The 24,897-nt window shown below is 38.4% G+C and carries 25 protein-coding genes and 1 pseudogene; 11 read left to right on the top strand and 15 right to left on the bottom strand.

What is annotated here, in order from left to right:
- Positions 1-29 precede the first annotated feature (29 nt).
- From ACLKL2_RS17520 to ACLKL2_RS17495, 6 genes are all read right to left on the bottom strand, one after another.
- Positions 30-251 carry a thioredoxin domain-containing protein gene (locus ACLKL2_RS17520; RefSeq protein WP_413692628.1) on the bottom strand — a complete coding sequence of 74 codons (222 nt, stop codon included), beginning with the start codon at positions 249-251 and terminating at the stop codon, positions 30-32.
- Between the two features lie 55 nt (positions 252-306).
- Complete coding sequence (locus ACLKL2_RS17515) at positions 307-459, bottom strand: hypothetical protein (protein WP_413692627.1); 153 nt, start codon at positions 457-459, stop codon at positions 307-309.
- 15 nt (positions 460-474) lie between these two features.
- Complete coding sequence (locus ACLKL2_RS17510) at positions 475-954, bottom strand: glycosyl hydrolase family 8 (protein WP_413692626.1); 480 nt, start codon at positions 952-954, stop codon at positions 475-477.
- Positions 870-1,508 (bottom strand): glycosyl hydrolase family 8, encoded by a 639-nt coding sequence (locus ACLKL2_RS17505; RefSeq protein WP_413692625.1) that lies wholly within the window; start codon positions 1,506-1,508, stop codon positions 870-872. The genes ACLKL2_RS17510 and ACLKL2_RS17505 overlap by 85 nt, the downstream gene beginning before the upstream one ends.
- A gap of 103 nt (positions 1,509-1,611) precedes the next feature.
- The gene (locus tag ACLKL2_RS17500; protein WP_413692624.1) at positions 1,612-2,490 is read right to left on the bottom strand and encodes a CPBP family intramembrane glutamic endopeptidase; all 879 of its coding nucleotides are present in this window, start codon (positions 2,488-2,490) and stop codon (positions 1,612-1,614) included.
- Positions 2,491-2,590: 100 nt separating this feature from the next.
- A complete protein-coding gene (locus tag ACLKL2_RS17495; protein WP_413692623.1) occupies positions 2,591-3,766 on the bottom strand; it encodes a cystathionine beta-lyase in 1,176 nt (391 codons plus the stop codon).
- Positions 3,767-3,955: 189 nt separating this feature from the next.
- On the opposite strand from ACLKL2_RS17495, the gene ACLKL2_RS17490 reads away from it, so the two are divergent.
- Positions 3,956-4,441 (top strand): YcxB family protein, encoded by a 486-nt coding sequence (locus tag ACLKL2_RS17490; protein ID WP_413692622.1) that lies wholly within the window; start codon positions 3,956-3,958, stop codon positions 4,439-4,441.
- A gap of 86 nt (positions 4,442-4,527) precedes the next feature.
- Here the strand turns inward: ACLKL2_RS17490 and ACLKL2_RS17485 are convergent, their stop codons facing one another.
- Both ACLKL2_RS17485 and truC read right to left on the bottom strand, forming a co-directional pair.
- On the bottom strand, positions 4,528-5,259 hold the full coding sequence (locus ACLKL2_RS17485) for a hypothetical protein (RefSeq protein WP_413692621.1): 732 nt from the start codon (positions 5,257-5,259) through the stop codon (positions 4,528-4,530).
- 1 nt (position 5,260) lies between these two features.
- The gene (gene truC, locus ACLKL2_RS17480) at positions 5,261-6,034 is read right to left on the bottom strand and encodes a tRNA pseudouridine(65) synthase TruC (protein ID WP_113820514.1); all 774 of its coding nucleotides are present in this window, start codon (positions 6,032-6,034) and stop codon (positions 5,261-5,263) included.
- A 313-nt stretch (positions 6,035-6,347) separates the two neighbouring features.
- Here truC and ACLKL2_RS17475 point away from each other — a divergent pair, with 313 nt between their 5' ends.
- From ACLKL2_RS17475 to ACLKL2_RS17430, 10 genes are all read left to right on the top strand, one after another.
- Positions 6,348-7,517 carry a glycoside hydrolase family 88 protein gene (locus tag ACLKL2_RS17475; protein WP_181817782.1) on the top strand — a complete coding sequence of 390 codons (1,170 nt, stop codon included), beginning with the start codon at positions 6,348-6,350 and terminating at the stop codon, positions 7,515-7,517.
- A 174-nt stretch (positions 7,518-7,691) separates the two neighbouring features.
- Entirely contained in the window at positions 7,692-8,333 is a 642-nt protein-coding gene (locus ACLKL2_RS17470) for a PEP-CTERM sorting domain-containing protein (RefSeq protein ID WP_413692620.1), read from the top strand.
- Between the two features lie 609 nt (positions 8,334-8,942).
- Positions 8,943-9,824 (top strand): NAD(P)-dependent oxidoreductase, encoded by an 882-nt coding sequence (locus tag ACLKL2_RS17465; RefSeq protein WP_113820498.1) that lies wholly within the window; start codon positions 8,943-8,945, stop codon positions 9,822-9,824.
- A gap of 461 nt (positions 9,825-10,285) precedes the next feature.
- The gene (gene katG / locus ACLKL2_RS17460) at positions 10,286-12,439 is read left to right on the top strand and encodes a catalase/peroxidase HPI (protein ID WP_413692619.1); all 2,154 of its coding nucleotides are present in this window, start codon (positions 10,286-10,288) and stop codon (positions 12,437-12,439) included.
- Positions 12,440-12,604: 165 nt separating this feature from the next.
- Positions 12,605-12,922 (top strand): DUF6693 family protein, encoded by a 318-nt coding sequence (locus ACLKL2_RS17455; protein WP_113820496.1) that lies wholly within the window; start codon positions 12,605-12,607, stop codon positions 12,920-12,922.
- 104 nt (positions 12,923-13,026) lie between these two features.
- Positions 13,027-14,073 (top strand): DUF3549 family protein, encoded by a 1,047-nt coding sequence (locus ACLKL2_RS17450; RefSeq protein ID WP_413692618.1) that lies wholly within the window; start codon positions 13,027-13,029, stop codon positions 14,071-14,073.
- A gap of 11 nt (positions 14,074-14,084) precedes the next feature.
- Positions 14,085-14,405, top strand: coding sequence for a DUF3301 domain-containing protein (locus ACLKL2_RS17445; RefSeq protein WP_413692617.1), 321 nt, complete (start codon positions 14,085-14,087; stop codon positions 14,403-14,405).
- A gap of 10 nt (positions 14,406-14,415) precedes the next feature.
- Positions 14,416-14,754 carry a hypothetical protein gene (locus ACLKL2_RS17440; protein ID WP_413692616.1) on the top strand — a complete coding sequence of 113 codons (339 nt, stop codon included), beginning with the start codon at positions 14,416-14,418 and terminating at the stop codon, positions 14,752-14,754.
- Positions 14,755-14,756: 2 nt separating this feature from the next.
- Complete coding sequence (locus ACLKL2_RS17435) at positions 14,757-15,533, top strand: Zn-ribbon-containing protein (RefSeq protein WP_413692615.1); 777 nt, start codon at positions 14,757-14,759, stop codon at positions 15,531-15,533.
- Between the two features lie 47 nt (positions 15,534-15,580).
- Positions 15,581-16,060 carry a CreA family protein gene (locus ACLKL2_RS17430; RefSeq protein ID WP_413694357.1) on the top strand — a complete coding sequence of 160 codons (480 nt, stop codon included), beginning with the start codon at positions 15,581-15,583 and terminating at the stop codon, positions 16,058-16,060.
- A gap of 65 nt (positions 16,061-16,125) precedes the next feature.
- On the opposite strand, the gene hemH is transcribed toward ACLKL2_RS17430, so the two are convergent.
- The 7 genes and pseudogenes from hemH to pgm all read right to left on the bottom strand — a co-directional run bounded on the left by hemH (position 16,126) and on the right by pgm (position 24,871).
- The gene (gene hemH, locus ACLKL2_RS17425) at positions 16,126-17,145 is read right to left on the bottom strand and encodes a ferrochelatase (RefSeq protein WP_413692614.1); all 1,020 of its coding nucleotides are present in this window, start codon (positions 17,143-17,145) and stop codon (positions 16,126-16,128) included.
- Positions 17,146-17,334: 189 nt separating this feature from the next.
- A complete protein-coding gene (gene ubiG / locus ACLKL2_RS17420) occupies positions 17,335-18,108 on the bottom strand; it encodes a bifunctional 2-polyprenyl-6-hydroxyphenol methylase/3-demethylubiquinol 3-O-methyltransferase UbiG (protein WP_413692613.1) in 774 nt (257 codons plus the stop codon).
- A gap of 33 nt (positions 18,109-18,141) precedes the next feature.
- Positions 18,142-18,402: a DUF3081 family protein gene (locus ACLKL2_RS17415; RefSeq protein ID WP_413692612.1), complete on the bottom strand. Its 261-nt coding sequence runs from the start codon at positions 18,400-18,402 to the stop codon at positions 18,142-18,144.
- Between the two features lie 98 nt (positions 18,403-18,500).
- Positions 18,501-19,835, bottom strand: coding sequence for a DEAD/DEAH box helicase (locus tag ACLKL2_RS17410; RefSeq protein ID WP_413692611.1), 1,335 nt, complete (start codon positions 19,833-19,835; stop codon positions 18,501-18,503).
- A gap of 195 nt (positions 19,836-20,030) precedes the next feature.
- Positions 20,031-20,348, bottom strand: a complete 318-nt coding sequence (locus ACLKL2_RS17405) for a DUF406 family protein (RefSeq protein WP_113820488.1) — start codon at positions 20,346-20,348, stop codon at positions 20,031-20,033.
- 105 nt (positions 20,349-20,453) lie between these two features.
- Complete coding sequence (locus tag ACLKL2_RS17400; protein ID WP_413692610.1) at positions 20,454-22,931, bottom strand: glycogen/starch/alpha-glucan phosphorylase; 2,478 nt, start codon at positions 22,929-22,931, stop codon at positions 20,454-20,456.
- Positions 22,932-23,217: 286 nt separating this feature from the next.
- Positions 23,218-24,871: pseudogene (gene pgm, locus ACLKL2_RS17395) on the bottom strand (phosphoglucomutase (alpha-D-glucose-1,6-bisphosphate-dependent)).
- Between the last annotated feature and the right edge of the window lie 26 nt (positions 24,872-24,897).

Raw genomic sequence — 24,897 nt, 5'->3', positions numbered from 1 at the left:
TGTCGAAATATCTTTATATTAAATCGCAGCTACTTTAATAATGCCTGTGCTAACCAAGTTTTGAACTGCCCAGCTGGTAAGGCACCATTCAGGGTATCTACGACTTTTCCCTGTTTAAATACCATCAAGGTTGGAATACTGCGAATATTATATTGCGCGCCTAATTGTTGTTGATCTTCAGTATTTACTTTTAAAAATCTTGCGGTTGTATTTTGTGTCGCGACCTCTGTAAATGTCGGTGCGAAATTCACACAGAGGCCACACCATGGCGCCCAAAATCAATAACTACAGGTTTATCACCATTGATTAATACGGATAAATTCGCTTGAGTTCCTTCAATAGGAGCGCCTTGTAATAACTCCTTTTACAACGTCCGCAGCTTGGGTTTGCTTCAATTCGCTCAACAGGTAAGCGATTCAGGGATTGGCAATGCGGGCATCTAGAAGTAATTGTTGTCATTTATAATCTCTCTTTTTACTGCTTAATCATGGCTAATTGCGATAATAAAATAAAGGTGGCTGAATAATAATCAGTTTCTGCATTTACTTCAGGGAAGGTGATTTCAGTATTACCCTGCATGTTAGCCTCAGTAGCCTTTTCAATAGCTTGCATACCACTATTAGCAGATAATGTTGAAACTTCACCCGTTAATAAATCCACTGATGCAGGCACAGGTTGTTGGCTCCACCAGTCGATAAATGGCGCAACTAACTCAGTTTGGTAATCTTTAGCTAACATCAAGTAAAGAGGCAACCTATTTGCATTCTCACCATATTCAGTTGAGTTGGCCCCAGTTAAAGTGACTTTATCTTCTGAAAGTATCATCCAATCCGCAGGTAAACTCCAATCACCAAAACGAGCCCATTCCATTAATGAGGTACCCGATTGGTAGACATCACCCCAGATAGGGTCTGCAGTGATGTCAGAGAATAATTTAAATGCAGGAACACCCAATAAGATAAATTAACTTGCACACTACCATCGGCTAATTCAAAACCTGTTTCACTTGGTAAAACGACTTGGTAATCAAACTTTTTACGTATTAGTTTAGCTTTAATGGCTTCTAATACACGGAAACCTTCCACTAAATATATTTGACGGTCCCATTTATTCTCAGCCGCAAATAATGCCCATGCAATAATGAGATCGCCATTACTTGTATTAGGTTTAGCTGAAATACAGGTTTTATCACAAGTCTGCTCTGATGAATCAACTTCGCCACGAAACAGGTAATCTTTACGCTGCATATGTTGCTGAGTCCATGCCCAGACTTTCTCAAATTGCTTCCTATCATTTGAGAAAACAGCAAATAACAATGCAAAGCCTTGCCCTTCGCTAGTGGATAGGTTGTTATTTTCTTGGTCAATAACTTGCCCATTTTTAATAAATTGCTCTTTATAAGCAATCCAATTTTTTTGATAGGGTGTTCGTTCAAAAGAAAGAAATTGTGGTAGAAGTGATATGACAATGAAAAACAATATTATTAAGGCGAATATAATTTTCTTCATGTTTCCAGTATTCCTTAACTTTTTAACAGGCAGATGTATTGATAAATAGGCCTCTATGATAAAGGTGAACACTATAAAGATCACCAAAAATTAACCTCAAATACTATTTAAGCATGGGGTAGGTAAATAGAAAAAAGTGGCAAAGATTTACTAACCAGTGACATAAAATAGCCCACTCTAAGCGTTGTGTTTTATAAAAGATATATCCGTAACCTAAACCAGCTATGGCAGACACCAATACATAGTTGAGTCCTCCGATAAAGTGCGCCACTGCAAAAATAGAAGCAACGATAATAGGTGCCAAAATAGGGATCCGTGTAGGACTTAATAGTTTCGAAAGTTTACTTTGTAAAACACCTCTAAATAATGCTTCTTCCGCTACGCAGGTGAATAACAGATTAATGGCGATAAACTCAAACCAAAAGTCTGGCACCTTAGGCTTAAACGCCACCAGCCCTAATAACACAGCACCAATCAATGTCGCAGAGATAGTACAGCCAATAACCAAGAGAGGTTGTTTTACACTTTGCCAATGTGCATGTGAGACATTAATACTTTTTTCAGTGGTAGTACTGCTATTTAGTTTTCGAAAGCAATAAGCGGCTAACAACAAACCAGCAATCCCTTTATCAATATTTGCATACAAGGTATAAGTTATCGCATCCTGGCTGATTGGCTCATTAATGATAATGGGTAAATTATTAAACCCAGGTACAAGATGCAAGGCGAGCGCTACACTAGCAGCAATGAATACACAGCTAAATAATCGAGATAACCGAACCTGTTTTATATTTAACGCAGCATAATACAAAGCAAAATAGCAAGTGAGATTTGCTAATCCCATTACGTTTATATGCTTCTCTTTAAAAGCAAAGCAAAGACAGATTAACAATAAAAATGACCAAAGTGGCTGTCTGGCTAGTGTAATTTTACAAAAAGGAAAAGCAGCTAATATCGCTAAGCCTAAAAAGTAGAAAGTCATATTCCATTGTTCATATGTGCTTCACGACCTAAAAAATAGGTATAGTTAAAAACAAAAAAGGAGCCAGCTTGGCCCCTTCTATCAATTACAACAATTTAAGTTATTTAAGTGCTGCATGAAAGCGTTCAAAACCCGCTTCTAAATCGGCAATCAAATCTTCTGGGTTTTCTAAACCGATATGTAAACGAATCAATGGCTTGCTGCTATCCCATTCGGTCACGGTTCTGATTTTATCAATACCCGATACACTTAAAATTAAGCTTTCAAAACCACCCCATGAGAAGCCCATTTTAAAATGATCCATATTCTCAACTAAGGCGGTTAATGATTTGCTGTTCCCTTTCTTTAATACAAATGAAAATAAACCATTTGCCGCGCTGAAATCTCGTTTGAAGAATTCATGTCCAGGGCAAGATTCAAATGCAGGATGGCGAATATGATCCACTTCTGGACGAGTTGCTAACCAGTTTGCTACTTGTAATGCATTCTTTTCATGCTGTGCCATACGTACGCTTAGAGTACGTAAACCTCGGCTTGCTAGATACACATCATCAGGCGATGTACATTGCCCCATTAGGTAACTATTTTCACGTAATTGCTCCCAATGTGCTTCATTAGATGTTGCTGTTCCCATCATCACATCAGAGTGACCAACAATATATTTAGTCGCAGCTTGAATCGAGATATCAACGCCCATTTCAAATGGACGTGAATTAATAGGTGAAGCCCACGTGTTATCTAACATCACCACTAAACCATGCTCATGTGCAATTTTGCTTAATGTGGGTACATCTTGAATCTCCATGGTAATTGAACCAGGCGATTCTAAAAATAATACTTTTGTATTGTCTTGAATCAGGTCTTTAATACCCGCGCCAATCATTGGGTCGTAGTAAGTGGTCTCAATACCAAACCCTGCTAATAAGCTATCGCATAATGCACGTGTAGGCTCATAAGCACTATCTACCATTAACAGGTGATCACCGGCTTTTAAAAATGACATTAGTGAATTGCTAATAGCCGCAGAGCCCGATGGATAAAGTGCAGTGCCTACACCACCTTCTAATTCTGCAATCGCAGCTTGAAAAGCAAAGTGTGTTGGGCCGCCACGACGACCGTAAAACATCTCTCCATTAGCTTTATTCTTTGAAGCAAAACGCATCTCTTCCATGGTTTCAAATACCATAGTTGAAGCTCGTACCACAGGTGGGTTGATCACCCCTTTAGTCCATTTTTTATCGCGACCTAGTGTTACTATCTGTGTCTCTTTTTTCATTTAACTCATCCACCCCATCATTAATAAAGCATTGAAAAATCTATTTAGTCTCTAATAATCACATACTACCACTTCAAAAATAGATAAACAGCGAGAAAATTGTCATAAGATAGTCTGGATTAAATGGCTTAGTGATTGAAGAAGTGGGTATAATCTTTATTTATATTGCTTAACATTGATAGGTTTACCATGCAGTTAGAAACAGTTTTCACACTTGACCGCTCCCATTACGCAGAATGCTTTGATCAATCTATGTCATTAAAAGCACCACAAAAGCCACGTTGGGGATTTATTATAGGTGCGATTATTACTGGTTTATTTTTTCTGTTTTTAACTGAAGTTCAAGGTTTATTAGCCTGGTTCTTCTTCGCTATTGCAGTCCTTGAATATCTGAGCTTTAAATATCGCAAAGCATGGTGGCTGACACGACAAATGATCAGTAAAAATGCAGGCAATAAAATCACTTTGATCTTTGATGAAAATGGCATTGGAAATAAAAGCGTTTACATCAATAGTCAATTGGCTTGGGAGTCGATTAAAAGCTATCAAGAAACGGATGCTGGGTTTATGTTGAATTTACAACAAGGTGGTCAACAGTACCTCAGTAAAAGCTGTTTAAACAAAGAGATACAAGATTACTTATTGATGCAGCTTGAAGGTAAGAAAACAGCATAAAATAGTTCCCACCTAAAATAAGCAGTAGATTAAGAACCTACAGTGATAAAAAACTCAAAACGATAGGCTCCCTTTATTAGAGAAAGCTACTCCGCAATTTTTCTAAAAGTAGCGTTCTCATCATTACTTGGATCTAACGCAACAAGTTGTAAATCAATGTGGTTATCTTGTGTTGGATACTCAGAAGCCGCTTGGTCAGGACCATGAGTTTTAAAATGCACTTTAATAAAACCTTCTTGCACAAATACCTTGTCTTTCACCACACTTTTTTCTTCAATCACAATCTTTGCTTCACGCACTCGGTTACCTAATAACTCAGAGCTGAGGTGACGCGCTTGCTCGGTGTTAAAGTCATATGAAAACAGTCCAACATAGGTAAAAACACCACTGCCCATCGTATTAATAATAAAAGGCGCTGAAAAATAGGTTAGCCCACTTCTGTTATCACTTAATAAAGCCATTTTAGACATATTTAAATATGCAGTCCCACGGTCATATACTGGGCCAGTTTCTGCTTGTGCAGGCGCAACTAACACATCAAATTGCCCATGTAGAAAGTCATTACCTTGCACTTTTTCTAGAGTATCTAATAAAACAGGTCGCTCATTTTCTGGATAAATAATCGAGGTTGGATGAGCATTAGCCAGTGATTCAAAAATAATCTTTTTACTGCTTTTTTCACAGACTTTTTGCGATTCATTCCAAAACCCTTGTTCAGTAATGCAGGCTTGTTGGGTATTACTACCTTGTTGAAAGTAGTAGAAAACACCCATTATTATCAAAACAATTAATAGCACTTTGTTAAGGGATTTATTCATCTTATTTCTCTATTGATAAATTAATGTCAGTTAACACACGCGCAAACTCACTGGTTAAAGGCGCATGAATTTCCACCTTTTGCTCAGTATGCGGGTGTGTAAAGCTCAAGTAAGCGGCATGTAACAATAAGCGATGAATATCAAAATGCTCTCTAAACATCGTATTATGCTTACCATCACCATGTGAAGTATCTCCGACAATAGGGTGGCGTAAATGTTTCATATGGCGGCGTAATTGATGTTTACGGCCTGTTTTAGGCTGTAACTCTACTAATGAATATCGAGAAGCCGCGTAAGGTCCAACTGCAATCGGTACTTCCGTTTGAGAAATACAACGATATTCGGTTACTGCATCTTGAGCGGGTTTAGTCATATCAGCTTTTTTATCGGCAATTTTGTCATATTGGTATTTCAAAGGGTAATCTAAAACACCTTGCCCGATATGCCCTCTTACTACTGCTAAGTAACTTTTTTCAGTGCTATGATCGATAAACTGCTGCATCAGATGACGTGCGCTGTCTTTATCTAATACAAACAATAACACCCCAGAAGTAGGTCTATCTAGGCGATGTACAGGGTAGACATGTTGACCAATTTGATCTCGTAACTTTTGTACTGCAAATTCTGTAGCATGCGTATCTAACCAACTACGGTGAACTAATAATCCCGAAGGTTTATTGATCGCCACTAAATAATCATCTTGGTACAAGATATCTAATTCAGGTGTATTACTTTCAACCACAATGTCTTGTTGCTCAGCCACTGTCGCTAGCATTGTTTCTAGGTTGTCTAGCTCGTTATCTGCTACTTGTACTGCTTCGGAGGTGTGTTGTTTTGACGTCATAACTCTCGCTTACTGCTCACCCCTAAGACATGACTCAATAACGTCATAGTGGCTAATAATGTTTATTCGATAAACGGTAAAAATAAGCGACTAATATAACAATAAACGCTAAAAACTTCATCTCTGTATTGGTTAAAGCCAACAATACGAATAGACTGCTTCACAGCGAGTGCTTTAACCATACTAAATGCCTAAGGATAGATAAATGCACATAATAAAAGGGGTAATATTAAGCGTGTTGCTAATGAGCAGCACGATTACATTGGCAGCTTCAAATGAAGACGATGCAGCGTTTAATAAACGTATTTCTCAAGCTATTCAGGCGTCTCTTTCTCATCTAGAAACAAGTGTTGCATTGATTAAAGACCCTAACCTCTTCCCTACTTATGGCAACCATGATCTGACTTGGCAATTAAATAAGTCCCATAAATGGACTGCTGGCTTTTACCCCGGAGCATTATGGCAAGGTTACCAGTTAAGTGGTGATACTCGTTTTCAAGAGTGGGCCAAACAATGGACTGAGTCCTTAGCAGACCAAACACATGATACGGGTAGTCATGACTTAGGGTTTAAATTTATGGCCACTTACGGTCAGGCATTAGCAATCAGTCATGACATTGATGTTGGCGCTTATCAACAGATCATGCTCTTTGCAGCTAATACCCTCGCAGATCGCTATCATAAAAATATCCAACTACTCAGCTCAGATTGGGATGATAAGTATTTTGAAAACTCGATCCCCGTGGTTATCGATATCATGATGAACTTAGAACTCTTGTTATGGGCTGCGGAAAACGGTGGTGATACACAATGGGCAGAAATAGCAAAAGATCATGCATTAAAAACTTACCAAGACTTTATACGAGAAGATGGCAGTAGTTATCATATTGTTCGCTACAACAAAACAACAGGCGAAGTGATTAATAAGGGCACATTACAAGGCGATGGAGACGAAACGACTTGGTCTCGAGGTCATACATGGATAATTTATGGCATGGTCGTTATGTATCGTTACACACATGATGATATTTACCTTCAATATGCACAAACCTTAACTGACTATTTTATTAAACAACTGCCCGACGATGGCATTGCAATGTGGGATCTCGATAGTAAGGTTTTACAACCTGACACATCAGCGTCTGCTATCTTTGCTTCTGCGTTAATCGAATTATCAGGGTATATTCAACAGCAAACCAAGCAAGCTGCCTATATACAAACCTATAAACGAATATTGAACTCTTTAATTTCAACTCCTTATTTTATTAAAGACATCACCAAAGCCCCTATTATTAATAAATCAGTACATTATTATACAAAACCCAATGCCATTGATGTACCTGCTATTTTTACTGACTATTACTTCCTAGAAGCGCTAAACCGCTACCAACAAAAGCATATACATAACCATTAACCCATTAAACAGGGTGTCAGAATATTTTACAACATTCAGGTTAGCTCACATTATCATAACAAAAACTTCACTGATTACAGCAACATAGTTAAATGGCATTTTTCTTGCTTAATCTGTACTATACAGCACGCTATTTAACACTCGTATTTAAAAGACTTAAGCGTTGGAGTTAACATGATAAAATTAATGGGTATCTTCTTTTCCCTCATCCTCAGTACAACTGCTAATTCAACACTTCTATATGATTCAGGTGAACCAAGTGGCACAAGTTTACGTTGTGTTGCAGAGGGTTGTTTAGGTTCAACAGAGTGGTGGGTTATTTCAGAGTTTACAGCTGACCAAGATTGGGATATTACTGGTTTTGAATTCTTTGCAAAAGATAACAACGGCAATAATGGTAACGGAGACGGAGCGGGTATTGAAAATTATATATCTACAAGTTGGAAGATTATATCCGCCGATGACCCCTTTGGAGAAGCGTTGTTAAGTGGTACAACTGTTGCAACAACAAGTACTTATGATCTTAACAACCTTAATGTTACTTCATTCTTATTGTCTGATTTAGAGATTTTATTAGCAAGTGGTACTTATTATTTGGCTCAACATCATGATTTTTCTGATGAATCTGAATATCTAGTATTGGAATCAAGTTATTATTCAGAGTATTACCATACGGATTATGTAGATCGTGAATATGAAGTAAATGGTACTGCTGCTGTAAAAATTATCGGCACTGTACCTGAGCCAGCTTTATTTGGTTTATTTGGTTTGGCATTAATGGGTTTGAGTTTGTCACGCAAAAAGAAAGTGGCTTAGGAAATGCACTTTATAAAAGTGTCATCCTCTATTTAAAGATGCTTCCCAAAAACAAACAAATTAAAACTAGCCTCTATATCAGAGGCTTTTTTATTTCCGCTTAAAAAATATATTTGAAAGCAATAATCTCTATAACCACTGCAATACTAATAATTAGTATGACTATTCCCTTCTTTCCTTTAACATCATACAAATAATGATTAATGAAAATATACTTGATAGGAGTACTTTTCATTGTGTTAAGTAGATTATTAATCATTTTCTAATCACTACACCGCCACTTTTCTTAAAATACTTTAATACCTATTCTTATAATGAATGCTCCCCGAAACCTTTATTAGAATATATAAAATAAACAGAGAAAACACATAAACACCTGATATTAAAGTTAATTTAACTTTTAATTTTCATAATCAAACGAAACAAGCCTAAGATAACAAATACTTTATACAGGTCACAAAAAACATTCGATATTAGTGAATTTACCTGCGTGAATCGCAGTAATCGTGACCTCAAAAGGATTTCACTGCATCAAAGATTGATTAAATATAACGAGCCAGTTATCCTTACCGAAACGTAAACATATAATAAGACATTTAGGAGTTAGTTATGACAAAACCAGTAATCGGTTTCATCGGCCTTGGCCTTATGGGCGGCAACATGGTTGAAAACTTACAAACACGTGGTTTTCAAGTAAATGTAATGGATCTCAATAAAGATGCTGTTGCTAAAGTAATTGCACGTGGTAACGCGACAGAAGTTGCTTCTGGTAAAGAGTTAGCTGAGAAAAGTGACATTGTAATGCTAGCATTAACGACTTCAAAAGTAGTTGAGCTAGTTGTTTATGCTGAAGATGGTATTTTAGCGGGTATGTCTGAAGGTAAAGTGTTGATCGATTTCGGTACATCTATTCCAGATTCTACGCGTAAAATCGGTGCTGCATTAGCAGAAAAAGGTTGTGGTATGATCGACGCACCACTAGGTCGTACGCCTGCACACGCTAAAGATGGTTTATTAAACATCATGGCAGCTGGTGATATTGAAACATTTAACAAAGTTAAACCAGTACTAGACGAGCAAGGTGAAAATGTATTCCACCTTGGTGCATTAGGTGCAGGCCATACAACTAAACTAATTAACAACTTTATTGGTATGACCACGGTAACTGCAATGTCACAAGCCTTTGCTGTAGCAAAAGCAGCGGGTGTTGATGGCCAACAACTGTTTGATATTATGTCTGCGGGTCCTTCTAACTCACCATTTATGCAATTCACTAAATTCTATGCTGTAGATGGCGAAGAAAAACTAGGTTTCTCAGTTGCTAATGCGAACAAAGATCTTGGTTACTTTAACCAAATGGTTGCAGACCTAGGTTCTGAATCTTTAATTGCTCAAGGTACTTCAGCAAACTTACAAGCAGCTGTTGATGCAGGTCTTGGTCAACACGATGTACCCGTTATTTTTGATTACTTTACTAAATTAGAAAAATAATTAAAAAGTACCTTTAAAAATAAATAAAGCTCGCTTATTTCTAATAAAACTATGTGGGCTTGAAACACAACTTCGACACTGATATTGTATTTCTTAAGTTAATTCTTAATGAAGTTATAATATCAGTGTCTTTTTGTTTATGTTCATAAAAAATTCATAGAAATAACATCTGCTAGTAAAGTGATCACCTGCCATTATAAACTCTTATATTTGATATTTTATTTATTGAGCTCCTTCACACTAACCGCTTTATTTATCACCACATCTTGGCTATATTCTACATCGTTAGTAGTAATTTAAAAACGTGAAGCCAATCAAAAAACCAAGTTTAATTGCCCCAAGCTATCAATCTCATTGATACAAACAACTTCACATTTAAAATTTTATAAGCAATAGTAACACTCAAGAAACAATAGAATTGTGCAGTAAAGTTTACCATTTTAATTTAAGAGGATTTACATATGTCTGAAAGCAAATGTCCAGTAATGCATGGTGGCGCGACAACACCAACAGCAAATAAAGTATGGTGGCCTAAAGCGCTTAACCTAGATATTCTTCATCAATATGATACCAAATCTAACCCTCTCGAAGCAGATTTTGATTACCGTGAAGCGGTAAAAACACTTGATGTAGAATCACTTAAAAAAGATATGCACGCGCTAATGACTGATAGCCAACCTTGGTGGCCAGCAGACTGGGGACATTATGGTCCATTAATGATTCGTATGACTTGGCACTCAGCAGGTACTTATCGTATTGCAGATGGTCGTGGTGGTGCAGCAACAGGTAGCCAACGTTTTGCTCCTCTAAACTCATGGCCTGATAACGTTAACTTAGACAAAGCGCGTCGTCTTCTTTGGCCAATTAAGAAAAAATACGGTAACAAACTAAGCTGGGCAGATTTAATCGCTTACGCTGGTACTATCGCTTATGAATCAATGGGACTTAAAACGTTTGGTTTTGCTTTTGGTCGTGAAGATATCTGGCATCCAGAAAAAGATATCTACTGGGGTTCTGAAAGAGAATGGTTAGCACCAAGCGGCAGTGAAGGTTCTCGTTATTCAGGTGAGCGTGATCTTGAAAATCCACTAGCATCAGTAATGATGGGTCTTATCTACGTGAATCCAGAAGGTGTAGATGGTAAATCTGATCCACAAAAAACAGCTGATGATATTCGCGTTACTTTCGAACGTATGGCAATGAATGACGAAGAAACGGTTGCACTAGCGGCGGGTGGTCATACAGTTGGTAAATGTCACGGTAATGGTGATGCAGCTGAATTAGAAGAAGATCCAGAAGGCGCAGCACTTGAAGATCAAGGTTTCGGTTGGTTAAACAAAACTAATCGTGGTATTGGTCGCAACACAGTGTCTAGTGGTATCGAAGGTGCTTGGACTACTAACCCAACAAAATGGGATAACGGTTACTTTGATCTACTACTTAAATATGATTGGGAACTAAAACATAGCCCAGCAGGTGCAACACAATGGGAGCCAATCGGTCTTGCAGACGAGAAGAAACCAGTTGATGTTGAAGACCTAACAACACGTTACAACCCAATTATGACTGATGCGGATATGGCAATGAAAGTTGACCCTATTTACCGTAAGATTTCTGAGAAATTTGCTAACGATCAAGAGTACTTCTCAGAAGTATTTGCAAGAGCTTGGTTCAAACTAACGCATCGTGATTTAGGTCCTAAAGCACGTTACATTGGTCCAGATGTACCGCAAGAAGAGTTAATCTGGCAAGACCCTGTTCCAGCTGGTAACACTAACTACGATGTTGATGCAGTTAAAGCTAAAATCGCAGCATCTGACTTAACAGTAAGTGAACTAGTTGCAACGGCATGGGATAGTGCAAGAACTTACCGTAACTCAGATAAACGTGGCGGCGCTAACGGTGCTCGTATTCGTCTTGAGCAACAAAGAAACTGGGAAGGTAACGAACCAGAGCGTTTAGCTAAAGTATTAAGCGTACTTGAAGTAATCGCAGCTGAAAGCGGTGCAAGCCTAGCTGATGTTATCGTACTAGCAGGTAGCGTAGGTATTGAAAAATCAGCAAAAGAAGCTGGCTTTGACATTACAGTACCATTTGCACCTGGTCGTGGTGATGCTTCACAAGAGATGACTGATGATGAAGCTTTTGAAGTACTTGAACCTATCCATGATGGATTCCGTAACTGGCAGAAAGCACATTACACTGTAACACCTGAAGAGATGCTACTTGATAAAGCGCAACTATTAAACTTAACTGCGCCAGAAATGACAGTGCTAATCGGTGGTCTACGTGTAATCGGTACTAACTACGGTGGCACTAAGCATGGTGTATTTACTGATAACGAAGGCGCATTAACTAATGACTTCTTTGTTAACTTAACTGATATGAGTTACTCATGGATAGCGACTGGCCGTAACTCTTATGAGATTCAGGATACAGCAACTAAAACAGTTAAATGGACAGCAACACGAGCGGATTTAGTATTTGGTTCAAACTCAATCCTTCGTTCATACGCTGAAGTTTACGCACAAGACGACAACAAAGAGAAATTTGTTAAAGACTTCGTTGCAGCTTGGGTTAAAGTAATGAATGCAGACCGCTTTGATTTAGTATAAACCAACCATTAGGCTGTCATGGCCTAATAAAATAATCGCTAAGCCCTGATATTTCAGGGCTTTTTTGTATCTATACTGCCTGAATTAACAACCTAGACATCAAATAATGGTCTTCCTGCACTAAATACGTTAACTTTGACTTAACCAAATTTACTGAGGAAATATATGAAGATTCAAGCAGATGTAGCAACAATCGATATCTTAGGCCATATCATACTGTGGTTTTTATTAATCATGGTGACCTTTGGTATTGCCGCTTTCTTTTACCCTTACTCATTTTCTAAGTTTATTATCAATCGTTCTGAATTCATTGATGACCAAGGTCGCTCAAGAAAGATGTCATGTAATACCGATATTTTTGGCAATATTGGCCATGTTATTTTATGGATGATCATTTCTATTTTAACGCTAGGGTTAGGTTATGCCTTTTACTTTTATAAAGTCTGGAATTACTCGTTGAATAACACCACTGTCGCTAATTAACCATGGCTAAGGCGATAAATACAAGAGAGTTTGAAGCACAATATAGAGGTCTTGCTGATACCTGTATATAATCGCCATACCATTAATAAATAAAGACAGTTTTCATGAGCATGAACACCCTGACCGATTTTTTAGAACAAGCCCAATGCCAATTTCGTGTATATGATCTAGGGCGTATTGTACAAAAAATAGAGAATAGCGAATTTCAAAAAGTGGCTAACAACAAACAGCCCTACCCATACCCTATTCAACAACATGCTTTTGTCGCGCTGACCTTTTGGCAAGTTGCAGCTCAAAAAGAGCATTTTGTATGGTTTCTAAAAATGCCTTTGGATGAACAAGGTTTAATGAAAATCACAGCGCAAACTAGCTTTATCCGCATGGTAGTCGAAGCCATGGGAGAAAACTTAACCGCCGATGTTAGCGATAAAACCCAGGAACGCCTTGCCAGTAACCCTTTTGTATTTAAACCAAGTACTGAAAAACTAGCGATTTTTAATTCAAATATGAACAGTATTTTTGTGCGCCCTGCTTCGTCATTCTACCCTGCAGTACAAGCCTATTTTTCAGGTTCAGTGAATAACCAAGATTGGCAAACATTAGGCTTTCAAGGTTTTGCCGACCTAGCAGCACGTTTAGATCATGATGATAACCAACAAAAAATAATATCTGCTTTATCAACACTGCCAGAACAACCTTTACAAACCTTATGTTTGTGTCTGGAAAACCAAAGCAATATCGGTAGCCCATTAGCTGAAAAAATAATAGAACAAGCTAAGCAACGATTACAACAGGGGCAAACCACCAGCGCTATTTTATTATTAAGAGCGCTCGCCAGTGCAAAAGGGCAAGGCTTCACTAAACAATTACTAGATGCACAATTTTCCACACCGCTCTTACATGAAGCTGATTGGTATATCACTATTGCTGGGCGCTGTTGGACACAATTACAAGATGAGACCTTGTTAAACCGTTACTTTGAAGCCTTAGCAACACATCAACAAGCGCTATTCCCACAATTATTTTCGGATCTTGTTGCTATCCCTGCATTACGTGACAAAGTGTTAAAGCAGTTACGTTTAACGGCTCGATCTCCGGCGTTATCACAGGCTATTGGCCTGTTATTTTCAGGATTAAAGCCAAACACATAAGGACCATCCATATGATTATTTGGGATCTGTTATTTATTTTATTGATGGTGTTAGCGGGTACCACTATTTGGAAGTTACGCCAGCAATCAGAGTTAGCTAAAAAAATAACTGAAATGCATTGTCAGAAGTTAGATTTACAACTACTGTCTTTTTCCCGATCTCGTTTTAATTTTAAATTAGGCAGTGATTTTTTGCAGGCTAATTTTGTATTTGAGTTTAGCAGTGACGGTGACAATAATTATCAAGGAACCCTCACCTTAAACGGTTTAGTTAAACCTCGTTTTCAATTACCTGCTTATCGTGTTGTTGACGAACAGCAGTCTTTTCACTAAAGGTGATTCTATGGATCGTATAATCTTAATTGCTCAACAATTAATCAAAGAAGGTAAAACGCCAACCACTAGCTTAATCAAAGCGCGTTTACCCAAAAACACCCCACTGCCAGCCATTATTCAAGGCTTAAAAATGTGGCAAGACAATCCTAATAAAATAATTGAAGCTCCCACAGAACCGGCGTTAACAAGCTCAGCCTCACAATCGGTTTCGGGTAGTATTGATGAACAGATTGATAGTCGCATAGCACAAGCTATCGCCCCATTAAAAGAAGAGATTAACACCCTAAAAATGCAAGTAAAAACCCTACAAACCAAGATTGCTGCAGCGCAATCGCAGGAAGACTAACTGTGTATATTAAAGAATTAAGCTTTGAGTGTTACCAAGATACACAATACGCTGCAGTAGAACGCGCTATTAACAATTACTTAGATATGTTGCGCTATAACGGTCAAATACTTGGTAGAGAGTTCCCAGTGGCCATGCAAGGTGCTATTTTTACAACTCGCTTAGTGTGCCCAGAAGAGCACAGTTTACTCGCACGCTTTAATAGCCCGCAAGTTACCCACGCATTACAGGGATTAACTAACGCAGGTTTATTAGCACCTAAAATCAAAACCATCGCGGAAGATCTTAACTCACAACAATGCGCCACTAATTTTACTCCAAGCTGGCAGATTTTATATACTACCTTTCTCGACACTTGCTCGCCGATCCGTTGCGGTGAAACCTTAGCGCCTATTCCCCTTTACCGCACGCCAGAGGAGATAAGCAATGGTGATCGTAAAAGTGCGATAAAGTGGCAAGAGGAATGGGTCAACCTAGATGAATTGCAAATGAATGGCTCTGCAGTGTCCAGTGCCGCTTTAAAAGAGTTAGGAGAAGTAGATAGTAAATTTTTTTATCGTGGAACCAATCTGTGTAAACGCATTCAATATATAACTAAAGTGCCAACTTATTATTATTTGTATCGTGTAGCAGGAACCTCATTACAGGAAGAGCAAAATAGACCTTGCCCAAGCTGCGGTGGTGAATGGAGATTAAATGAGCCTTTATTCGATATTTTCGATTTTAAGTGCGACCAATGCCAACTTGTCTCGAACCTTTCATGGGACTTTAAAAAATAGGAATTTAATATGTTAAAGAAGATAAAACTAATCATCATGGTCATAGTATTACTGGTTATCGGCTTCTTTTTTTACGAGGCTGCTCTCAAGATGAAGTGGGAGATGTCAGCTTAGGCTTGTTTACCACGCAGGATATTAAACTTAATATGTTAAAAGATCCGTTAGTGTCTGGTGTTACCTGTCATATCGCGTCCATCGAAGCGGACTTAAGCTTTTCTGACCCGAGTGATAGCGCAATTTCATGTCGTCAAACAGGTAAAATAACACCTGCCATGATTGCTAATATCGATAAAAGTAAATCAGGTGAAGTGGTATTCAAAAAGTCTAAAAGTATCTTCTTTAAGAACATGAAGATTCGCCGTATATTTGATGCTGATAACCAAACCTTAATGTATGTTTCATACTCTACCAAAGAGACATCAGGTAGCTTTAAACATAGTCTTTCAACCGTACCGTTATGGGGAACTGATGCTTACCAAGAGAAAGAACAAGTGACACCGGTACAAGAAGTAAACGAAACTTTATAATCGTAATTAAAAAATGCCCCGTATAAGCATCGCTTAACGGGGCATTTTTGATTCACTTTCAACCATTATAAATTAGGCTTTAACACCTCAAACATAGCTTCAATATGATCATCACGGTCATTTAATGCAGCGATATAACGGTATTTTTCACCGCCCGCCTCTTCAAATATTTCCCTATTCTCTGACTCTAGCTCTTCTAATGTTTCTAAACAGTCAGCACTAAAGGCAGGACTAATAATTGCAATATCTTTGATACCTTGTGCCGGAAAGCTTTCTAACGTTGCGTCGGTATAAGGCTTTAACCATTCCGCTTTACCAAAACGGCTCTGGAACGTGCTTATCACTAAATCTTTATCAAGGTTTAATTTTTCTACCACCAAACGGGTTGTTTGCAAACATAAACAATAATAAGGGTCACCATTTTTCAAAAATAGCTTTGGCATACCGTGGTATGAGAAAACGATTTTTTGAGGTGTACCATTTTTTTGTAAATCTTCTTCGATACTATTCGCTAACGATTCAATGTAACTAGTGTTTTTATGGTAGCCATTAATAAAATGTAACTCGGGTACCCAACGCCATGTTTGTAATACTCTCGATACAGCATCAAAAGTTGAACCTGTGGTTGGGCTGGAATATTGAGGATATAAAGGCAACACCACAATACGGGTAAAACCTTTCTCTCGTAACGCTTTCAAACCAGACTCAATCGACGGGTTACCATAACGCATACTCATCACTACTTCTGTATCTTGGTAACCTTTTTCTTTTAGTAACGCACTTAGTTTATCGCGTTGCAGTTCAGTAATATGCGTTAAAGGAGAGCCATTTTCAGTCCAAACACTCTCATATAATTTCGCTGATTTTTTAGGTCTAAGGCGTAGCACAATACCATGTAAAATAATCATCCAAATAAGACGTGGGATTTCGACAATACGTCTATCCGATAAAAACTCTCGCAAATAAGTGCGTACCGCTTTTGTAGTCGGTTGATCTGGACTACCTAGGTTTGTGAGTAAAATACCTGTTTTTTGATGAAACCGCTCTTCGTGAGGGTTATCTGTGATGCCAGAGAATCGTGACACATTAAGCTCCTTTGTTGAGCATTAAAATTGATAGTATGAGGGTATCTATCCTCGCCTGCATTAGTTTAGATCAATATTAAATTAACGGATGATTTAACCACTGATGCAACAATTTAACTTACTTCTTTAAATGCTGTGTTAATTGGTTAGGTTCGCTGCGACAACCTAAATAACTGATTGAAATATAACTTATTCAGACCTCAAGGAATAATCTTTTTTATCTATTGAGTCCATCGGTTTTACAATGCTCATAACGTAATTAACTGAGAGATCCTTAGTTGAAATAGACCAACGCCAACGTAATGGATTAAATACAAAACCATGTTGCTGAATACAGGTTAATGTTGCCTGCTGGACCATTTCTTTTAATTCGGTAGGTTTAATAAATTGTCCCCATTGATGGGTTCCAACCGGTAACCAGCGCATCACCCTTTCAGCACCAAAAATTGCCACGATATAACTTTTAATATTACGGTTGATAGTGGAACATAACATAAGCCCATTTGGTTTTAGTAAGCCCCCACAAGCGCCTATGAAAGCATTAGGGTCTGCAACGTGTTCAATCACTTCCATATTTAGTATCACATCAAACTGCTCGCCCTCTTCTAACAAGTGCTCTGCCAATGTATTTCTGTAATCAATAGTTAAACCTGCTTGTTTAGCATGCAGTTGCGCCACGGGTATATTGTTAGGTGCAGCATCAGCCCCTAATACATCTGCCCCTAAAGCGGACATCGGCTCACTTAATAAACCACCACCGCAGCCAATATCTAATAAACGTAGTCCTTTAAAGGGTTGTTTGTGTGTTAGGTCTCTATCATAGTGAGTGGCGATTTGTTGTTTAATATAATCAAGACGCGTTGGATTGAGTTGGTGTAATGGTTTGAATTTACCTTGCGGATCCCACCAATCATTTGCCATTGCTTGGAATTTTTCAATTTCTTTGGGGTTTAGTGTATTCATTATTTCCCATAGTTTTGCATAGTTTTGAGATGTTTAGTCATCTAATAGGTTAGCAATTTTCTTAAAGAAGATTTTTAAGGTTTCTTCACTTTTATAATCTAGGTCATAGGCACCATGGAACAATAATGTAACGGTGAGATCTTTAAAGGACAACCAACAGGTATATCCATCAAAGTCTTGCGACGCCTTAATATCATGGTATTCATATACACCTTCAGTTTTAACACCCTTACGAGTGATCAGCTCAAACACTTGCAGTAAGTGGCGCTTTTTCATTTTATTAATATCCATCATTCACCTCTTTAATTAGTACGTAATGGCAGATAAAAAGATCAAAAAAACCCCGCTGATTGCTCAGCGGGGCAGAATAATAATAAAACCTAAGCTAATGATTAATCTCCTGAATCATCAATAATTGTGCGTTTTTTACGACGCATTGGCGCCGCGCCAACATCAATAGACTCGTGAAATACATTCTCTTGTTTTTTATTGGTTACTCTGGCTTTTTTCACCGCTGCTTTTTTCTTAACAGCTGTCACTTTTTTCGCTTTAAAGACCTTCTTAGGTGCTGGTTTCAATCCTTTAAATTTAGGATTAATGCCTTCCACCTTATCAAAGCTAATTTTTTGAGCAACAAAGCTTTCTACTTTTTTAAAGTTATCCCAATCTTTTGGTCCAATGATAGAGATAGCATCACCCAACTCACCAGCACGACCAGTTCGGCCAATACGATGAATATACTCTTCGGTATGCTTTGGAATATCGAAATTTAAAACGTGACTAACATGAACAAGATCTAAACCGCGTGAAGCGATATCCGTTGTTACTAATATTTTTTGTTTGCCACGAGAGAATGAGTCCATAATTTTATTACGGTTTGCTTGAGACAAATCACCATGCAAGGCTGCCGCTGACATGCCTTTCTCAATTAAAATAGCACTTAAACGCTCAGTATCGGCGCGTGTTGCAGTAAAGATGATCGCTTGATTAATCTGTTCCTCTTTTAAGAAGTGAAACAGTAATTTCTCTTTTTGGTTAAGATTATCAGCCAAGTAAAAACGTTGTGTTATTTCACTGTGTTGCTGATTCTCTTCACCTACTGCAATACGAATAGGTGCTTTTAATAGGTGTCCTGCAAATTCATTCACTTCTGCGTGACCTAATGTTGCTGAGAACATTAATGTCTGACGCAAACGATGGTTAGCCGCTTCATTGATTGCTGTTAATTGCTCAGCAAAACCTAAATCCAACATACGGTCTGCTTCATCTAAAATAAGTAGCTCTAAACCTGGTAAGTGTAAAAGCCCTTTTTTAACATGGTCCACAATACGTCCTGGTGTACCGACGATGAAATGCGGGTCTTTATCAATGGCTTTTACTTGGTCATTAAAGTTTTCACCACCTAATACTAAAATCGACTTCACGCTGGTGTTAGACACTAATAAACGCAATTGAGCATAAACTTGTTTGGCTAGCTCACGAGTAGGCGTAAGGATCAACACACGAGGGTCACGTCGTGTAAGTGCACGACTTTTCAAAACACGCTGCATAGCAGGTAATAAATAAGCCAGCGTTTTGCCTGAGCCTGTTTTAGAGGATGCTAAAAGATCTTTCCCTGCAATTGCCACCGGAATGGAATCAGCTTGAATTTGTGTTGTTTCTTTAAAACCTAAATGTGAAACAGAAGTGATCAAACGCTGATCAATGGGTAAATCTTTAATTAGCAATGTATGCTCCAAAACAGTCAAAATAATGAGTTAAAGGTTAAGTATAACGATTAAGCAGAAAATTAAGAAATGAAGTTTGCCATTGTGAAGAAAAAGTTGGTTTTAAGGGCAAGTATATTAACAGAGAGTTGTATTAAGCTCCCGATACCATCACAAATAGGGTGGGAGCTTGTTCAATTGTTTAATTTAAGCTGACTAGATACTACTCAAGCCCATTTCAAAAATTAACTTTTCTGCAGTACATTCAAATTTCAGGCTCACTTTGCTTTCAACAACATATTCCATTTCTTTATAGTCTACTGAAACTTGTACTTCCGGAAAGCGAGTTTGTGCAGATTGAATATACTTATCAGCTAATTGCTCAACACTTGCTTTGTCAGGGCCGTTGAATGGCAGGACAAGTAAAGTATCATCCTCAGTGATCACTGAACCGAGTTCAACAAAAGTGCCGCAGGCTTCGCAAATATCATTCTCTTGATTGTTTTTTTGTGGTGCTGTTTGTTGTGTCAACATAATGCCCTCGTCGCTGGTTATACATCATGTTTAGATTGTAACTCTGTTTAAATAAAAAAGGCGACACCTACGGAGCCGCCTTTCACCTTTTAATGATTTATATCATTAAGCGATGGGAAATTTTTTCAAATTCCAGATTTTAGTTGCATAATCTTCAATTGATCTATCTGAATTAAATTTACCCATAGCCCCTGCATTAAGGATCGCTTTTTCAGCCCATGCAGACTGATCACGATATAATGTATCAATGGCTTGATGCGCATTCACATAGGACTCGTAATCAGCGAGACACAGATACTCATCGCCCCACTCTAATAAACTACGTTTAATATCTGATAGTAATCCTGGGTGACTAGGCGTGAAGAAATCACTGTCTAACCAATCTAATACCGATTTTAACTCAGGGTTCTTGTAATAATAATCGTATGGATTATAGCCATCAGCTTTTAACGCTTTCACTTCTTCAACACTTAACCCGAAAATAAACATGTGCTCAGCACCAATCTCTTCAGCCATCTCAATATTTGCACCATCCATAGTACCTATGGTTAATGCACCGTTTAGAGAGAACTTCATGTTACCAGTCCCTGATGCTTCCAGCCCTGCCGTTGATATTTGTTCAGAGACATCTGCCGCAGGAAACATATGCTCAGCCAAAGAAACACGGTAATTTGGTAAGAACACAACCTTCAGTTTATCGTTAATACGTGTATCGTTATTCACCTTGTCAGCAATTTTATTCAAAGCAAAGATGATCTCTTTTGCCATGTGGTAACTCGGCGCGGCTTTTGCACCGAACAAGAAAACACGTGGCACCATATCGTAATCAGGATCTTCTAATAAACGTTTATACAAGGTAAGAATATGGATCAAATTTAACTGCTGACGCTTGTATTCATGCAAACGCTTAATTTGCACATCAAAAATCGCATCCACAGAAACATCAACGCCCGTTTCCTCTTTAATAATTTTAGCCATCGCCACTTTATTTTCTTTTTTAATGTCCATAAAGCGTTTCTGGAAAGCAGTATCGGTTGCTTTAGGTAGAATCTCCTTAAGTTTATCTAAATTCAGCACCCAGTCATCACCAATGCTTTCATCTAACAAGGTAGCTAACCCAGGATTACAGGCTTTTAACCAGCGACGTGGGGTCACCCCATTAGTCACATTTACTAACTTGGTTGGGAATAACTCATGGAACTCTGGAAACAGATCCGTTTTCACTAATTCAGAATGGACGGCCGCCACACCATTAACCTTGTAAGCAGTGATCACACAAAGGTTCGCCATGCGTACCATACGTGGTTGCGACTCTTCAATAACCGACAATTTAGATTTTTTCGCATCATCTCCAGGCCATTTTTTCTCAACTACTTTAGTCAGGAACTGAGAGTTAATCTCATAGATGATTTCTAAATGACGTGGTAATACTTTCTCAAATAATGCCACAGACCATTTTTCTAAGGCCTCTGGTAATAGAGTATGGTTGGTATACGCGAAGGTATTTTGACAAATTTCCCATGCTTCAGGCCACTCTAAGCCTTCTTCATCTATTAAAATACGCATCAATTCAGGTATCGCGATCGTTGGGTGAGTATCGTTTAACTGAATAGCGACTTTTTCGGGTAATAATGACCACTCTTCTTTATTCGCTCGTTTAAAGCGACGCAGAATATCTTTTACAGAACAAGCGCAGAAGAAGTATTGCTGGATTAAACGCAACTCTTTACCTGCGTCTGTTGAATCATTTGGATATAACACCTTAGAAATGGTTTCTGCTTTAGATTTTTCAGTTTGTGCATCCACATAACCACCGGCATTAAAAACGTCCCAATCAAATGCTTCATGGGCACGGCTTTCCCATAATCGTAAAATGTTAACGGTTTTTGCTCCATAACCCACGATTGGAATATCCCATGGCACACCTTTTAGTTTTTGACCCGCATGCCATACTTTGCGAGAACCTTTACCCTGTTCGTAAACCGTTTCAACATAACCGTAAAGTGGCACAAATTGAATAGATTCAGGGCGACAAATTTCCCACGGGTTACCGTATTCTCGCCATGTATCAGGGCGCTCTATTTGACGCCCATCTTGAAATTCTTGTTTAAATAGACCATGTTCGTAATGAATACCATAGCCGATAGCTGGGTAACCTAACGTGGCTAAGGAGTCGATAAAGCAGGCAGCTAGTCTTCCTAAACCACCATTACCTAATGCCATATCAGGCTCTTCATCGCATATTTCGTAGAGATCTTTACCTAGCCCTTTTAAGGCTTCTTGAGTGACATCGAAAACTTCTAAATTTTGTAGATTATTGGACAGGAGTCGTCCCATTAAAAACTCAAGAGAAAGGTAGTTAACCGCGCGGGTATCTTTTTCCGCATGGTTTTGATGTGTTTGTGTTAGCTTTTCAAAAACCAGTTCATTCACTGCTTGGCAAGTGGCATTCCACCAGGCTTTGTTATTGGCTTTATCTTTATCGGTACCTAATCCTTTATGAAGACGGTCGATAATCGCTTGTTGCATTTCCGCACAGCCTACTGCAGGCACTGCAACTTTTGTCGTTTTTTTAGTCGCCATTGATACACCCATTAATTTCATAAGTTGTTAAAAAGAAGCTCTATCGCGTGTAAAACCTTTTTGTATAAATAATGAGTCCAAAAGAGCAATACAGTCAAATAAAACAGATTATTCCTCGCACACATAAAGTAATACTAAAAAAACCATCAAAAAACAACTTTAATAAAATTAAATTGAAAAGAGCTACGGAAGCCATTAGGTTGGAAAAAGGATATAAAAAAGGCGAGGTAAAAACCTCGCCTAAATACAGTCGTTTAACTTTCACTCATCAGATATGCGTGAAATATTATAAACCAGCCTTAGCAAAGGCTTGTGCAACGATCTCTTGTGCTTCTGTTTGAATTAATGCGATATGCTCTTCGCCAATGAAAGATTCAGAATAAATTTTATAAATATTTTCTGTACCCGACGGGCGAGCTGCAAACCAACCATTTTCAGTGGTCACTTTTAAACCACCAATAGCGGCACCATTGCCAGGCGCGTGGGTTAATTTAGCGGTAATTTTCTCACCGGCTAATGTTTCCGCTTCCACCATATCAGGGCTTAGGTTTGCTAATACTTTTTTCTGTTCAGGCAGAAGCTGGTGCATCAAAGCGTTGGTAAACAGGTGCACCAAATTTTTCAACAAATTCAGCATAATGTTCACCAGGATCTTTGTTAGTAACAGCAATAATCTCTGCGGCTAATAAAGCAAGGATGATCCCATCTTTATCTGTACTCCACACTGTGCCATCTTTACGAAGGAAAGAAGCACCAGCACTCTCTTCACCACCAAAACCAAAACTGCCATCAAATAAGCCATCAACAAACCATTTAAAGCCCACTGGCACTTCTGACATATCACGGCCTAACTCATTTACCACGCGGTCAATCATTGAGCTTGATACTAAGGTCTTACCAACAATTGCTTTGTCAGACCATTCACTACGGTGGGTAAATAGATAATTAATAGCAACGGCAAGGTAGTGGTTTGGATTCAATAAACCAGATGATTTAGTCACAATACCATGACGGTCATAATCAGGGTCATTGGCAACGGCTACATCAAACTTATCTTTTAACTCAATTAATCCAGCCATCGCATAAGGAGATGAACAATCCATACGGATTTTGCCATCTTTATCTAATGTCATGAATGAGAATGTTGGATCAACACGACCGTTAACCACTTCGATATTAATGCCGTAAGTTTCAGCAATAACTGGCCAGTAAGCCACGCCAGAACCACCTAAAGTATCAACACCAATCTTGATGCCTGATTTCGCAATAGCTTCAACGTCTAATACGTTCTTCAAGTCATCAACATAAGGTTGAATATAATCGTACTCTTCCACTAAATCAGACTGCATCGCTTCGTCAAAATCAGCTTGCAAAATATCGTCGAAATTATCGTTGAGTATTTCATTGGCACGATCTTGAATAATCTTAGTAACATCGCTATCAGCTGGGCCGCCGTTTGGTGGATTATATTTAAAACCACCATCTTCCGGTGGGTTATGTGAAGGTGTAATAACAATACCATCAGCCAATGAATCTGGATTAGCTTTGTTATATTGTAAAATAGCATGAGAGATAACAGGTGTTGGAGTGTAACCTCCACCCGCTTGCACCACGACTTTAATACCATTTTCAACTAACACTTGTACTGCAGATATAAATGCAGGTTCAGACAGCGCATGTGTATCTTTCCCAATAAACATTGGGCCAGTGTAACCTTGCTCTTTTCGGTACTCTGCTAATGCCTGAGTAATCGCCAGAATATGTAATTCGGTGAATGCATAATTAAAAGAACTACCACGGTGACCCGATGTGCCAAAAGCAACTTGTTGCTCAGCAACTTCAACGTCTGGTAAGTTTACATAATATGCAGAAACTAATTTTGGAATATCAACTAAATCATTTGCTTGTGCTGGTTTACCAGCGCGTGGATGAATTGCCATAAGTGCCTCAGATTTGTTATTGGAAT

The sequence above is a fragment of the Psychromonas sp. KJ10-2 genome (assembly GCF_047323255.1).
Taxonomy (GTDB): Bacteria; Pseudomonadota; Gammaproteobacteria; order Enterobacterales; family Psychromonadaceae; genus Psychromonas.
The sequence above is the reverse complement of the archived record's forward strand: the minus strand, read 5'-3'. Positions and strand labels throughout refer to the sequence as shown.